11 protein-coding genes are annotated in these 15,652 nt (G+C 37.4%); 3 read left to right on the forward strand and 8 right to left on the reverse strand.

Translation table 11 applies throughout. The features are described 5' to 3' along the window. Window positions 1-158 precede the first annotated feature (158 nt). The 4 genes from rlmKL to J3U09_RS04015 form a co-directional block, all read right to left on the reverse strand. Window positions 159-2,279 carry a bifunctional 23S rRNA (guanine(2069)-N(7))-methyltransferase RlmK/23S rRNA (guanine(2445)-N(2))-methyltransferase RlmL gene (gene rlmKL / locus J3U09_RS04000; protein ID WP_267357198.1) on the reverse strand — a complete coding sequence of 707 codons (2,121 nt, stop codon included), beginning with the start codon at window positions 2,277-2,279 and terminating at the stop codon, window positions 159-161. Between the two features lie 212 nt (window positions 2,280-2,491). Next, complete coding sequence (locus tag J3U09_RS04005) at window positions 2,492-3,034, reverse strand: MltR family transcriptional regulator (RefSeq protein ID WP_065563556.1); 543 nt, start codon at window positions 3,032-3,034, stop codon at window positions 2,492-2,494. Window positions 3,035-3,040: 6 nt separating this feature from the next. Next, complete coding sequence (locus tag J3U09_RS04010; protein ID WP_065734634.1) at window positions 3,041-4,201, reverse strand: mannitol-1-phosphate 5-dehydrogenase; 1,161 nt, start codon at window positions 4,199-4,201, stop codon at window positions 3,041-3,043. Between the two features lie 70 nt (window positions 4,202-4,271). Then, entirely contained in the window at window positions 4,272-6,155 is a 1,884-nt protein-coding gene (locus tag J3U09_RS04015; RefSeq protein ID WP_267357199.1) for a PTS mannitol transporter subunit IICBA, read from the reverse strand. Window positions 6,156-6,529: 374 nt separating this feature from the next. Here J3U09_RS04015 and J3U09_RS04020 point away from each other — a divergent pair, with 374 nt between their 5' ends. Next, on the forward strand, window positions 6,530-7,327 hold the full coding sequence (locus J3U09_RS04020; RefSeq protein WP_267357200.1) for a hypothetical protein: 798 nt from the start codon (window positions 6,530-6,532) through the stop codon (window positions 7,325-7,327). 158 nt (window positions 7,328-7,485) lie between these two features. Here J3U09_RS04020 and glmS read toward each other — a convergent pair whose 3' ends face one another. After that, window positions 7,486-9,318: a glutamine--fructose-6-phosphate transaminase (isomerizing) gene (gene glmS / locus J3U09_RS04025; RefSeq protein WP_267357201.1), complete on the reverse strand. Its 1,833-nt coding sequence runs from the start codon at window positions 9,316-9,318 to the stop codon at window positions 7,486-7,488. Window positions 9,319-9,321: 3 nt separating this feature from the next. Further along, complete coding sequence (gene glmU / locus J3U09_RS04030; RefSeq protein WP_370632598.1) at window positions 9,322-10,698, reverse strand: bifunctional UDP-N-acetylglucosamine diphosphorylase/glucosamine-1-phosphate N-acetyltransferase GlmU; 1,377 nt, start codon at window positions 10,696-10,698, stop codon at window positions 9,322-9,324. A 153-nt stretch (window positions 10,699-10,851) separates the two neighbouring features. On the opposite strand from glmU, the gene hemG reads away from it, so the two are divergent. Both hemG and typA read left to right on the forward strand, forming a co-directional pair. Further along, window positions 10,852-11,388, forward strand: a complete 537-nt coding sequence (gene hemG, locus J3U09_RS04035) for a menaquinone-dependent protoporphyrinogen IX dehydrogenase (RefSeq protein WP_081299578.1) — start codon at window positions 10,852-10,854, stop codon at window positions 11,386-11,388. Window positions 11,389-11,542: 154 nt separating this feature from the next. Beyond that, window positions 11,543-13,366: a ribosome-dependent GTPase TypA gene (gene typA / locus J3U09_RS04040; RefSeq protein WP_065563548.1), complete on the forward strand. Its 1,824-nt coding sequence runs from the start codon at window positions 11,543-11,545 to the stop codon at window positions 13,364-13,366. 39 nt (window positions 13,367-13,405) lie between these two features. Here the strand turns inward: typA and J3U09_RS04045 are convergent, their stop codons facing one another. Both J3U09_RS04045 and J3U09_RS04050 read right to left on the reverse strand, forming a co-directional pair. Beyond that, complete coding sequence (locus J3U09_RS04045; protein ID WP_267342500.1) at window positions 13,406-13,792, reverse strand: RnfABCDGE type electron transport complex subunit B; 387 nt, start codon at window positions 13,790-13,792, stop codon at window positions 13,406-13,408. Window positions 13,793-13,805: 13 nt separating this feature from the next. After that, window positions 13,806-15,506: a formate--tetrahydrofolate ligase gene (locus tag J3U09_RS04050; protein WP_267357204.1), complete on the reverse strand. Its 1,701-nt coding sequence runs from the start codon at window positions 15,504-15,506 to the stop codon at window positions 13,806-13,808. Window positions 15,507-15,652 lie beyond the last annotated feature (146 nt).

Raw genomic sequence — 15,652 nt, forward strand, 5'->3', positions numbered from 1 at the left:
CTTTTTATAAATTAGAGATAATTAATGGCATAATCTAGTGTACGCGAAGATGGAATGATGGAGTAGGGGGTATGCCGACATGATTTCTCGTGGGGCTTTCCTAAAGAATTGAACATTATAGCTAAGCTAAGATTATACCGCCTTTCGGCGGTATTTTATTATTGATGTTTAACAAGAAAACAGCAGTGGATCTGTTTATTACGTCTGAAATCGAGCGATAAGGTTTTGTCGGTGATGTCTTGAAACGTCAGATTTAATTTTTGCATACCGTCGGCATCCATTTTGAAGCCTCGTTTGTTATTAGAAAAGACAATTACACCGTTTGGTCTTAATAATCGTTTTAAATCACTCATTAATTTAAGATGATCGCGCTGAACATCAAAAGTATCGTTCATCCGTTTAGAGTTGGAAAATGTTGGAGGATCGATAAAAATTAAATCAAACTGCTCATCAGCTTGAGATAAATAGAGCAAGCAGTCAGCCTGTATTAATCGATGATTTTTACCGGTTAAGCCATTTTGTTTTAGATTACGATCGGCCCACTCTAAATAGGTGCGTGACATATCAACTGTCGTGGTCGATTTTGCTCCACCAAGACCTGCGTAGACGGTTGCACTACCCGTGTAGGCAAATAGATTTAAAAAGTCTTTGCCTGCACTCATTTGTCCGATCATTTTTCTGGCTAAGCGGTGATCTAAAAATAAACCAGTATCCAAATAATCCACCACATTAACCCAAAACTGCGTTTTTTTGTGATTAATTGGATATTCATGAACTAAAAAGTAATCCTGTTTTTGTCCAAGTTTTTGATATTGTTGTTTTCCCTTTTGCTTTTCACGGGTTTTTAGTACCAATTGATCGGCGGTTAATTTCAATACCGACATGGTAGCATTAATAATATCAAACAGTCGTTGTCGCGTTTTTTGTGGATCAATATTTTTAGGTGCAGCGTATTCTTGTACCACAATTTTATCTTTGTAACGATCGATAGCCACATTATATTCCGGCAAATCAGCATCATAAAGACGGTAACATTCAAGTTGTTCTTGGCTGGCCCATTTTTCCAATTTTTGACAATTTTTACGTAAACGATTGGCAAAGTCGGCAGCTGGTAAATTTGTTGATATGACCGCCTGATCCACTTGACGATCCGCAATCGAATAATTTTTTTGTAGACAATCTAAAGGGCCATTTTTGGCTTTAAATTGTTTGTCAGCACGCATTTGTAAACAATCTAAAAGTTGTGGCGCGCCACTAAATAACGATAATCTCCACCCACCAAATTGTTGTTTAATTTGGCGACCAAGAGCTGAGTGTAAAGCTACAAGTGCTGGTTCGCTTTCTAACCGTTCACCGTAAGGCGGATTGCTGATGATCATGCCATGTATATGGTGATCAAGAGGATTGGTTAATTGTGTCACATCCTGCAATGCAAACGTAATTAAATCACCAACTCCTGCTTGGATCGCATTTTGTTTGGCTCGCTCCAGTACTGTAGGGTTATTATCATAACCGATAAAAATCGTGTTAGTTTTTTTTACATTATGCTTAGCGCTAAACAGTAAGTCATTCCAAAGTGTTGGGTTAAATTCTTTCCAAGCAAAAAATCCCCATTGTTTGCGTAGCAGTCCTGGCGGGATATTAGACGCCATCATCGCAGCTTCAATCAATAACGTTCCTGAACCACACATTGGATCGATAAGTGGCTCATCAAACCGCCAGCCAGAACGGAGAATAATAGTCGCCGCTAGACTCTCTTTTAACGGTGCTTGCCCTGTTTGTTGGCGATAACCACGTTGGTGTAAGCTTTCACCGCTAAGATCTAATGATAGTGTAACTCGATTTTTGCTAAGATAAGCATGTAAACGAACATCAGGATTTTGCTTTGCAACATTTGGGCGCTGATTGGTTTGTCGCATAAAGTGATCAACAATGGCATCTTTGATCTTTAGCGCACCATATTGGCTGTTACGAATAAAGTCATTAACACCAACAAAGTTGATAACAAATGAGTTATCTACCGCGAAGATATCGGTCCATTTGATGTTCATCACACATGAATAAAGATCTAAATCACTATAGATGTCAAACTCGGCAATTGGCAATAAAATACGAGAGGCTAAACGAGACCACAATAACGATTGGTACATAGTTGACTCATTAGCATCAAAATAGACACCACCCTGCGCCACCCGACAATGATTCGCCCCAATATTTTCTAACTCTTTTTTTAATAACTCTTCAAGCCCGCGTGATGTGCTGGCAAATAGCGTTTTCATGCATAATCCACTTAACAATAAAATTGCAGGCATTATACCGACTAATTACCAGAGTGGGAAATGATTGCCCTAAACAACAGCCAATCTAACCAAAAAGCAATCAAAAAAAGTTGAGGAGCGGGGTTTTTGAGCTTCAAAATCGCCCAATTTTTGACTATTCACTTAACATCCTTTTTATATTAATACTTAAAATTCATCTTTATAAATTAATATTACTCAGGGAAATAATCAATTTTCTGTTTATTTACGATACGTAAGGTTAAATCTGTAATGGCGATGATCAACGCTGAGCGAATCATTTGTTGATAACGGTTTTGGTACATGGATGATTTTAAGGTATCGACAATACCGTTCTCTTGCGGGTTATTTAATGGAGAGTTAGGGGGAAGGATCATGTCGTGCAGTAAGCTGATTGGACCTAGGATTTCGTCATCCAGATAGGTGTAATTTTTATCGTCTTGTTCTAGCTCATCTAAAATTGCCATTAACAATTCAATATCTTCATAATCTTCACGCGTGATGATGCCTAGTGCATAAAGTAATTTCAAACAGACAGAGGTATCATTAAGTGGGCCATTCTTGCCCACCAATGATGGAATAACAAACTTGATAGCATGAGGCTCTTTACGAAAAACCTTTAGAATCAATTGATTGACACTGTCATTAATCAAATTGATCGCAACCTTTAGCAAGCTGTGTATATCAGCTTGCTGATTGAGTTTTTCAAGTATGGTGTCTTCTGCTAATGTTTGCATTGTCACTTAAAATTGATGATTTTGCATAGCAGTATAAAGTTGTTCGATTTGGCTAACAACTGGATTATCACTTTCAATACCAGAAATATCGCAAAATGCTTGTTTTAAACCCTTGTTAGCAATTTGATTTGCCAGTTCGATTGCTTGTTCGTCGTCATCATTACGATAGTTAAGCGCAGCTGCAATACCGATAAGCAGATTTTGATTGCTAAGTTTATATTCAAATGTGCCAAGTAATGGTTTGATCAAACGATCGCCAGGACCTAGTTTGCGTATTGGTTGACGTCCTACTCGTGCGGTATCATCATGCAGATAAGGATTCTCAAATCGAGTTAGGATTTTTTCAATATAGGCTTGATGTTTGGCTGGATCAAAATCATAGCGTTTGATCAGTACTTGTCCACTTTCTTCCATGGCCCCACGTACAATTTTACGAATTTTATCGTTTAAAATCGCATCCCGAATGGTCGCAATATTGTTATAAAAACCGAGATAGGCTGTAATAGCATGTCCGGTATTTAAGGTAAATAGTTTACGCTCCACAAAGGCCATTAAGTTATCAACGGGCTCCATACCTTTGATTTGAGGGATTGTGCCAATAAATTGAGTTTTATCGACAATCCATTCAGAGAATGTTTCAACCGTCACCTCTAAAATATCACCTGTTTTAGAAGTTGCAGGTGGCACAATGCGGTCAACCGCAGAATCAACAAAACCAATATGCTCATTAACCCATTGGTGAAGATTTTCTGGTAGATACTTTACGATTTCCTGTTTGAACTGGCTTGTGCCACGTACCATGTTTTCACAAGCAATAATATTGAGTGGAGCGTTATTACCTTGAGCATGTCGAGCAATAATGCCTTGTGCCACACTTTGCGCAATGCGCGCTAAAATTTGAGGACCGACCGCAGTGGTAACTAGATCAACTTTCGCGATGTAATCAGCGACTTTAGGTGAAGTACTGTTGATGGCATCAACATTCTTCACCGTTTCGGTAACCGACTGCTCACCAACCACATTGACTGGATATTGATGACGGCTAGCAAGTTCATCAATAACTTGTTGATTAACATCTGCAAAAGTGACGTGGACACCGGCATCAGATAATAATTTACCAATAAAACCACGACCAATATTGCCGGCGCCAAAATGTAATGCTTGCATAATAATAACCCTTAATTTTGAATCTTTTAGTATATTAGGACACTTCCTACTTCTGTAGGAAGTGGTTAAGTTAGCTTAATATTGCTAGGACTTCTTCAATATCATTAGTGGTAGTCAGTTTTGCAATAATCTTTTCGTCATCAAGTGCATTGGTTAACTTGGCGATAACATCAAGATGTTCATTGTTACGAGCAGCAATTCCAATTACGATTTTTGCTTTATCTTGCTCTTCTTCGCCAAACTGTACACCTGCTGGATATTGGCAAAATACGATACCTGTATTAATCACATCATCTTTAGATTCAATTGTGCCGTGAGGTACAGCAATCGATTCGCCTAAATAGGTGGATGTTAATCGTTCACGCTCTAACATGGCATCAATATAAGCTGTTTTTACGTAACCATTTTCGACTAGTTTTTGGCCAGCAAAACGGATGGCTTCTTCCTTAGTTTGCGCCGTTAAACCTAAAAAGACATTTTTTGCATTCAACTTAAACAGCGGTTGGTGGGTAGGTGTTGGTTGTACAACTTGTTGACCGCCTTTTGCTTTGACTAAATCATTCACTAACTGAGTATATAAATCACTATCTAAAAAGTTAGTTAATGAAATATGATAAGCGTTTGGTGCATATTGTTTTGCTCGTGCGGTTAAATCTTTATGTGTGATGATGATATCAGCATCAGTTGGCAAGTTATTAATTGCTAAATTGGTAACACTGATATCTAAATGAGCAACTTCTGCTTTTTTACGTAAAACACCCGCACCCATAGCACTTGAGCCCATACCTGCATCACAAGCAACGATAATTTTTTTCACTTTAGCAAGATCAAGTTTACTATTTTCGCTTACTCCTTTGGCTTCGCTTTTCATTGCAGTGACATCAGACATGGCTTCGTCTAAACTTTTGCCATTATCTTTTGTTGTTTTTAATAAAATAGCCGACACAATAAATGATACTGTAGTTGCTGCAAGCACAGATAACGTTACACCTAAATATGAACCTTTTGCCATACTCATTACCGCAAAAATAGATCCTGGTGATGCTGGTGCTGTTAAACCTGCATTAAATAAAGTTAAAGTAAATACACCTGTCATGCCACCTAAAATTACAGCAATGATTAGTCGAGGATTCATTAAAACATAAGGAAAGTAAATTTCATGGATACCACCAAAGAAGTGAATAATTGCAGCACCACTTGCTGATCCTTTTGCCGCACCTTTACCAAAGAACATATAAGCAAGTAATAAACCTAAACCTGGACCAGGGTTCGCTTCAATCAAGAAGAAGATTGACTTACCTGTTTCTGCTACTTGTGTTACACCTAGTGAAGTAAATACACCATGATTGATAGCGTTGTTAAGGAAGAGTATTTTTGCTGGTTCAACCAGAATTGAAGTAAGTGGTAATAAACCATGATCAACCATGAATTGTACTGCAACAATAAGTACATTAGTTAACGAAGCAACAGCCGGACCGATTCCAAAATAAGCGATAAGCGCAAGAATCATACCAATAATGCCAGCTGAAAAGTTATTAACTAACATTTCAAAGCCACTTTTGATTTTACCATCAATGAATTTATCGAACTGTTTAATGCACCATCCACCTAAAGGTCCAGATATCATTGCGCCTAAAAACATTGGAATCGATACGCCAACAATTACCCCAATTGTGGTGACCGCACCAACTACGCCACCACGATCACCGTAAACCAATTTACCACCAGTATAACCAATTAATAATGGAAGTAGATAAGTGATCATTGGTCCAATAAAAGCAGTTGATACGCCTTCATTTGGGAACCATCCTCCAGCAGATGGATCGTTAGCATTATATAAAAAAATTGCAGTAATAAAGCCCCAAGCAATAAATGCACCGATATTGGGCATCACCATATTACTCAGAAATCGCCCAAAATTTTGGACTTTAAGTTTAATGTTTGATGTACTCATACAAATCTTTCCTTATTGATTGATATAATCATTATGCTGTTATTGTAGAAGCATTTAGTTACTGGATTCATCCAAAATAATCAAAAAATGTGACATATATCACACTGTTAAAAGTGGGGTATTTTTAGGTTTTGTGATCTAGATCACATTAATGCAGTGATAGAACGCTTTTAAGCTAAATTTTTCTAAATTTATTTGGTGGTTTTGAGTTTTGGTAAGGTAATTTTTTGTCAGAAAATGATTAAATCGTAGAAATTTTACATAATTTTGTTTAGGCAACTAAATTAACTGAACTAAACTAAATCGCTGGTACTTTAAATGATTTTTTAATATCATCGTAATTATCTTGAAAAGGTAAATAAAGAGATTCTATTATGACGATGAGAAAATGTTTATTAGCCGTACTTAGTGTTATCAGTTGTTGTTCATATGCAGATGTAAATACTAAAATATATAATAATTACTTAATATACTCTACTCCTGAATTGTCACCTCATTCCATTACGATAAAACGACAAAAAATTTCCTCTACGATACCTTTTAACATCATATTTACTAGAGTTGCTGGAGAAAATGCAATTATAGAGTCTCAAAAGAATGGTTTGATTTTTTTTATTGGTAAAAAAATTAAAGGTTCGTGGTACATTGATTACGATAAAAAAATTAGATTACATAGTAACTCTTTTTTTAATTTAAGTTCTGATTATGAATTTACAAATACTTCTAAATATGAGATTACTTTTAATGAAAATAATGATATTAAAAAAGAGTCGCTATCTAAAAATGATTATTTTACTATTAACACTATTTATAATTATGACGAAAATAAAAGATTAATCGATTCTAAAGAAAAAGTTAATGGTGTTTCTATAATACAAAAAATTGATTATACAAACCAAAATTTAGCCAAATTAATCACTAGTGAAAGCTTTATAGAACCAAAACTTTCTTCATCAGATGAAATGGGTAATGAAGTAATAGAATATATATATGATGATGCTAATCAACTCCTTCAAACCAAACAATCAATGCATTTAAGTGAAACCAAAGATGTAATTAATATGGATTGTTATTTTACTGACCATAACAAACATGGAGATTGGACCAAAGGTTCTTGTGTTTTAAATAAAAAAAATATAGGGAATTTTACGAGAGAAATAGAGTATTGGTAATTATGTAAAACTAATATTGGCACAAAACTTGTTAATACAAATAAGATGGTAATTAGCTAAATTAATCCATACTTTAATCTTTTCTAATTGATTTAATGCGAGAACTTAATGATGATTTCAAAACCATCCACTAACTTCTCACATTAATACAACGAACTTTACTCCACAGTCACAGATTTTGCCAAATTACGAGGCTGATCGACGTCTGTACCTTTGATTAAAGCTACATGGTAAGCAAGCAATTGGGTTGGTACCGTGTAGTAGATTGGCGCTGTAAGTTCTTCAATATGAGGTAAGTTGATGATATGCATTGTGTCATCACTCACAAAGCCTGCATCTTGCTCTGCAAATACATAAAGTTGTCCACCACGGGCACGAACTTCTTCGATATTAGCTTTAAGTTTTTCGAGTAGGTCATTGGTCGGAGCCATAACAATAACTGGCATATCTGCATCGATAAGCGCTAAAGGACCATGTTTTAATTCACCTGCGGCATACGCTTCTGCATGAATGTAGGAGATCTCTTTAAGTTTTAATGACGCTTCCATTGCGATTGGATATTCATCGCCACGGCCTAAAAATAGGGCGTGATGTTTATCGACAAAGTGTCCAGCAAGTTTTTTGATTTCTGGCTCGGCCATTAACACTTGCTCAATGCGATTTGGCAAAGTTTGTAAGGCATGGACGATCGCTTGTTCAGTGATTTCAGCCATGTCATTAAGTCGGCCTAATTTGGCAACTAAAAGCAATAATACGGTTAATTGCGTGGTAAAGGCTTTAGTTGAAGCAACGCCAATTTCAACGCCAGCTTTGGTTAGTAACACCAAATCAGCTTCACGAACTAAGGTAGAGGCAGCCACATTACAAACGGCAAGAGTGCTTAAGTAATTATTCTCTTTTGCTAAGCGTAATGCTGCAAGCGTATCTGCCGTTTCACCTGATTGTGATAGGGTGATGAATAAACTGTTTTTACGGCGAGCGGGTTTTCGATAGCGAAATTCCGAAGCGATCTCCACATCACAAGGAATACCAGCTAATGCCTCAAACCAATAACGAGCAACCATTCCGGCATTATAGGCGGTACCACAAGCAACAATTTGCACATGTTCAACTTGCTTAAGAATATTTTCCGCATCATCGCCAAGTTCAGATAAATCCACTTTGCCATGAGCCATTCGCCCTTCAAGGGTATTTTTTATAGCATTAGGTTGTTCGTAAATCTCTTTTTGCATGTAATGATTAAAGCCAACTTTACTGCCTGCGTCATATTTCGCATCAGATTCGATGCATGGACGGTTAACTTCTTGATGGTTTTTATCAAAAATATTCACAGTGCGGTGGGTGATTAGTGCAATATCACCCTCTTCTAAGAAGATAAATTGACGAGTAACCGGTAATAAAGCTAGTTGATCTGAAGCAATAAAGTTTTCACCAACGCCACAACCAATCACTAGTGGACTACCTGAACGTGCCGCGACGAGAATATCGGGATTACGCGTATCCATTACAACGGTGCCATAAGCACCTCGTAATTGTGGGATTGCTTTTTGTACTGCTTCAAAAAGTGAGCAATCTTCGGTTGAGATAATATCGTGAATTAAGTGGGCAATAACTTCGGTATCGGTTTCTGAACGGAATTGATATCCTTTTGCGATGAGTGTTTCACGCAAAGGCTCAAAATTTTCAATAATACCATTGTGCACAACGGCAATAAAACCCGATACATGAGGGTGTGCATTGTGTTCTACCGGTTCGCCGTGCGTCGCCCAACGAGTGTGAGCAATTCCAGTTGAACCTTTGATTGGATGCTCATCTACCGCATCTTTAAGCGCTTTTACTTTTCCGACACGTCTTACTCGCTGTAATTCACCTGTTGGAGAGATAATAGCAAGCCCAGCAGAATCATAACCACGATATTCTAATCGTTTTAAACCTTCTAATAATATTTCTGCCACATCACGTTTGGCGATCGCGCCCACAATACCACACATTGTTTATTCCTCTTTCAATTTAGTTGGTCTTTTCCAACCTGCAAGTTGTTTCTGTTTTACCCGGCTAACCACAAGCTCATTGTCATTGACATCATTGGTTACCGTTGTTCCAGCAGCAATGGTTGCACCTTTGCCAATTTTGACTGGTGCAATTAGTTGAGTATCGGAACCCACAAATACATCATCTTCGATCACGGTTTTAAATTTGTTCGCACCATCATAGTTACAAGTAATTGTGCCTGCGCCAATGTTGACGTTACAGCCTATTTCGCTATCACCTAAATAACTTAAATGTCCTGCTTTGGTGGCATGACCAAGATGAGCTTTTTTCAATTCGACAAAGTTACCAACATGGGCATGATCATCCAGTTGGCTACCAGGTCTTATTCGAGCAAAAGGTCCGATAGTACAGTGTTTGGCAATGATTGAATCTTCAATTACTGAGAAAGGGCTAATTACGCTATCATCAGCGATGGTGCAGTTTTTTAAAATACAACCTGAACCGATAATGACATTGTTTCCCAATGTAACATCACCTTGAATAATCACATTTGTATCAATAGTGACATCCTTGCCATGAGTCAATTTACCACGTAAATCAAAACGTGCAGGGTCAAGCAACGTGACACCGGCAAGTAAAAGTTGCTCAGCTTGATGCTGTTGATAATGCCGTTCTAAAGTTGCAAGTTGCAAGCGATTATTGACGCCTTCAACTTCGAATTTTTTAACTGGGTGAGACGTTAAAATGTCGTAACCATCTTGGTGGGCAAAGGCGATAATATCGGTCAAATAATACTCTTTTTGCGCATTATTATTGGTTAAACGAGATAGCCACTTTTTAAGTAACTTGCCGGTAACCAGCATAATACCGGTATTAATTTCGTTGATTTTTTGTTGTTCAACATTGGCATCTTTTTGTTCAACGATCGCTACCACTTTACCGTCTTTGCGTTCGATTCGCCCATAGCCAGTAGGATCATCTAAAATCACTGTCAATAAGGCAATGCCTTCTTGTGGTTTACTGGCAATTAGATTCTGTAAGGTTTCAATTGAGATAAGAGGTGTATCACCATATAAAATCAAGATATCTTCATCATCTTCAATAAAGGGAATAGCTTGTTGAACAGCATGTCCTGTACCCAACTGCTCTGCTTGATAAACAAGTTGCACAGGTTGATCTTGTAACGATTTTTCTAACTCGCTTTTGCCATGACCATAAACAATATTGATGCGATCAGTATTAAGTTGTTGAACTGTATCAATAACATGTTGTAACATCGGCTTACCGCCGATTTTATGTAAAACTTTAGGTAGGTTGGAATACATCCGTGTGCCTTTTCCTGCCGCCAAAATAATTGCACTACGTTTTGGAGGTGAAATTGCCATAATCAGTTCCGGTCTGGTTAAATAAGGTTAATACTATAATCAAAGTTTTCCACGAAATCATCCCGTAATTGTTAATTTTTATCCTAAAAAAAGAATTATTGAAATTTACCAAGTGTTTTAATAAAAGGAAGCATTGTTATGAATAGCATTACCAAGGTCTTATTGCTTTACACCACTCACGAAAAGCAAACCCTTAAAATTATGCAACGAATAAAAACACATCTTGAGGGTAAATGTGATTGTGATTTGATTGAGTTATTGCCCGATACCAAGATTGATCTTGGTAACTACAAAGCCGTATTAATTGGTTGTTCAATTCGATATGGTTTTTACAGTAAAACCATGAAGAAGTTTATTGATGCCAATTATCAGCAATTAAATGCGTTAAAAACTGGTTTTTTTGGGGTAAATGTGGTGGCTAGAAAACCAAATAAAAATACACCTGAAACTAACCTATATACTAAAAAATTCCTTGCCAAAATTGCCTGGCAACCGACTATCAAAGCTGTATTTGCTGGTGCGCTTTATTATCCTAAATATAACTGGTTTGATCGTAATATGATTCGATTTATTATGTGGTTAGGTAAGGGTGATACAGATGTGACAAAAGAAGTAATAGAGTACACAAATTGGACAAAAGTGGATGAATTTGCCGAGCAATTTGTGGAACTTATTGATAATTAGTCTTAGTTATCTTGATAAAATAAGTCACTATTTTCGTTAAATATCAAGTCTTAAAGTTGTTTTGAAGAAACTTTGTGATATAGATCAACTTTTTTACTAAAAAGGTGTACAATATTGCGCCTAAAGAATCTGTCTCCTAACTGGGATTTTAATTGTGATTGAAAATTTAAGAAATATAGCCATTATTGCTCACGTTGACCATGGTAAAACAACCTTGGTTGATAAACTATTAAAACAATCAGGCACGCTTGATAATTTGCGTGGTGATGACAATGAAAGAATAATGGACTCAAATGCGCTTGAAAAAGAGCGTGGTATTACTATTTTAGCTAAAAATACGGCTATCGATTGGAATGGTTACCGAATTAATATCGTTGATACTCCAGGCCATGCCGATTTTGGTGGTGAAGTAGAACGTGTAATGTCAATGGTTGACTCTGTACTACTGCTTGTTGACGCAATGGACGGACCAATGCCACAAACACGTTTTGTGACTCAAAAAGCATTCGCTCATGGTTTAAAACCAATTGTGGTTATTAATAAAGTTGACCGTCCGGGTGCGCGCCCAGATTGGGTTGTGGATCAAGTATTCGACTTATTCGTTAACCTTGGTGCAACTGATGAACAACTTGATTTCCCAATCGTTTATGCATCAGCTTTAATGGGGATTGCAGGTCTTGATCATGAAGATATGGCACAAGACATGACACCACTATTTGAAGCAATTGTTGAACATGTAGAACCACCTAAAGTTGATTTAGATGGTCCATTCCAAATGCAAATTTCTCAACTTGATTACAACAATTATGTTGGTGTTATTGGGATTGGTCGTATTAAACGCGGTCGCGTTAAACCAAATCAACAAGTTACTATTGTCGATAGCGAAGGTAACAAACGTACTGGCAAAGTCGGACAAGTATTAGGTCACCTAGGCTTACAACGTTATGAAGCTGAAGTTGCAGAAGCAGGAGATATCATTGCTATCACTGGATTAGGTGAACTTGGTATTTCTGACACAATTTGTGATAACAGCTGTGTTGAAGCTCTGCCAGCACTAAGTGTTGATGAACCAACCGTTACCATGTTCTTTAATGTAAATAGTTCACCATTTGCAGGTAAAGAAGGTAAATATGTAACTTCTCGTCAAATTCTTGAACGTTTAAATAAAGAACTTGTACATAACGTGGCTCTTCGTGTTGAAGAAACCCCAGATCCAGATGCATTCAAAGTTTCTGGTCGTGGTGAATTGCACTTATCTGTTCTTATTGAAAATATGCGTCGTGAAGGTTATGAACTTGGGGTATCTCGTCCTAAAGTTATCTACAGAGAAATCGATGGCAAAAAACAAGAGCCTTTCGAACAAGTTACTTTAGATATCGAAGAACAACACCAAGGTTCAGTGATGGAAGCCTTAGGTTTACGTAAAGGTGATTTGACCAATATGTTACCTGATGGTAAAGGACGTGTACGTCTAGATTATGTGATTCCTAGCCGTGGTCTTATTGGATTTAGAACTGAATTTATGACCATGACATCAGGTACTGGTTTACTTTACTCAACATTTAGCCATTACGATGATGTACGTCCGGGTGAGATCGGCCAACGTAATAATGGGGTAATGATTTCAAACGGTACTGGTAAAGCTTTGGCTTATGCGCTTTATAGCTTGCAAGATCGTGGTAAATTATTCCTTGGTCATGGTGCTGAAGTTTATGAAGGGCAAATTATTGGTATCCATACTCGCTCAAATGATTTAACCGTTAACTGCTTAACGGGTAAAAAATTAACTAACATGCGAGCATCAGGTACTGATGAAGCGACTACCTTATCACCACCAGTAAAAATGTCGTTAGAACAAGCGTTAGAATTTATTGATGATGATGAATTAGTTGAAGTAACACCATTATCTGTTCGTCTACGTAAACGTCATCTAACTGAAAACGATCGTAAGCGTGCATTTAGAAGTAATAAAGAATAATGTGAATTATGATTTTGATAATCAAATTACAAAACCTCGCTAATTAGCGAGGTTTTTTTTAGCTCTAACGCGAGCAATAGCATCGGCAATCGATTGTTTACGATCTTTCTGAGTCATTGCATTGCTTGCTGGCATCGACTTAGGAAATAAAATAGTCGGCGGAACCAATTGATTACGATTTAAGCGTTGTTGTTTCTTCTCAGTTAACAGCAACTCTTCTTGCTCACTTAATTTAACGCCAAGAGTACTTAAGGTAATACAGTCAGTTGGACAGGTATTAATACAATTACTACACGCAGTGCAAAATTGCGGTAATACCGTATGTAACACCTGTTTACTACCAACAATAGCATCAGTAGGGCAAACACGGATACATTTGCCACAACCAATACAATTTTCTTCATCAATAAAGGCTTTATATTGCATAATAAAATTTAAATTAACTTAAACCAACAATATTACCATCTTTGTCAATATCAATGTGTCGATAAGCTGGGTTAGTGCCAAGCCCTGGCATTGTCATCACATTACCAGCATAAACTCGAATAAAACCAGCACCGGCTGAAATGGCTAAATGGCTGATATCAACATCAAAGTCAGTTGGTACATTCTTTAAATTAGCATCAGCGCTAATCGACATCGGCGTTTTTGCAATACAAAGTGGTAAGTGATCAAGTTTTAACGCTTCAATCTCTTTAATGTTTTTAAGTGCAGTTTCAGATAAGTTCGCTTTATTGGCACCGTACTTTTTAACCATAGTTTGGATTTTATCCATCAATGGCATACTGTCAGGATAAGGTAATTTGATTTCACTTGGCATATCACATGCCTCAATAACATGTTTAGCAAGTTTTTCAGCACCTTTACCACCTTGAGTGAACACTTCGCTTACTTCGCAAGCAAAAGCACCATGTTCAACGGCATATTTTTGTAAAAACGCCAACTCTTCTTCACTATCATGTGGGAATCGATTGATCGCAACAATCACTTGTAAACCATAGCTCTTGGCATTCTTAATATGCCAAGCTAAATTGGCCGCACCAATTTCAAGTAACTCCACATTTGATTCTGAAATCTCTTTAGGGATAGCTTGTCCTGGTTTGATATTATATTTACCACTATTGGATTTTAAGCTACGAACCGTTGCCACTAAAACCACGCAAGAAGCGTTAATACCAGCTTGACGGTATTTAATATTAAAGAATTTCTCCATACCCATGTCAGAACCAAAACCTGCTTCGGTTATCACATAATCGGCTAAATTCATTGCAATGCGATCAGCGATAACTGATGAATTACCATGAGCAATATTAGCAAATGGTCCAGCATGGATTAGTACAGGCGTATTCTCAACAGTTTGCATCAAGTTAGGATTAATCGCATTTTTAAGAAGTACTGTCATCGCGCCTGCAACTTCGAGCTGTTCAGCTGTGATTGGCTCGCCTTGCGTATTATAGGCCAAAATAATACGACCAATACGCGCACGCATATCATGTAAATCAGAAGCCAAAGCCAAAATTGCCATTAGCTCAGACGCTGCTGTAATCTCAAATCCGTCACGGCGTTCAACACCATTCACACCGCCACCAACACCGACAGTGATATTACGCAGAGCGCGATCATTGTGATCGATAACCCGTTTCCATACAATGCGATTAACATCAATATTTAAACGAGGTAAACCGGTTTGAGCGGTAAACTCATCGCCAAGACGATCTTCATGATAAAGACGAGAATCCAACGCGGCAGATGCTAAATCATGTGCTGCCGTTATTGCATGAATATCACCAGTAAGATGAAGATTTAGCGTCTCCATCGGCAAAACTTCTGCTTGCCCACCACCGGCTGCACCGCCTTTTACGCCAAAAACAGGTCCTAAGCTTGGTTGACGAATACAAGCGATAGCTGATTTACCTAGATAATTAAGGCCTTCACTTAGACCAATGGTATTGACGGTTTTACCCTCACCTAATGGTGTTGGTGTAATAGCGGTAACTAAAACTAATTTACCATTAGCGCGATTTTCCTTCGCATTAAGGATTGATAAATCAATTTTGGCAACATATTTACCGTAAGGAAGCACGTATTGTTCAGGGATCTGACATTGTTTAGCGATTTCAGTTATTGGGCGTAGTGGCATTTTCATTCTCGTATAACAATAAATTAGGCTGTCAGTATAAAGAATTTAAAATGCCGAATAAAGCAACAATTTAATCTTTATTGATTTTCGGCACAATCTCTAATTATCTTGTTATAATAGCGAAAATTTTCAACTAAAGGATAATG

It is taken from the genome of Gilliamella sp. B2889 (genome assembly GCF_026536885.1).
Taxonomy (GTDB): Bacteria; Pseudomonadota; Gammaproteobacteria; order Enterobacterales; family Orbaceae; genus Gilliamella; species Gilliamella apicola_E.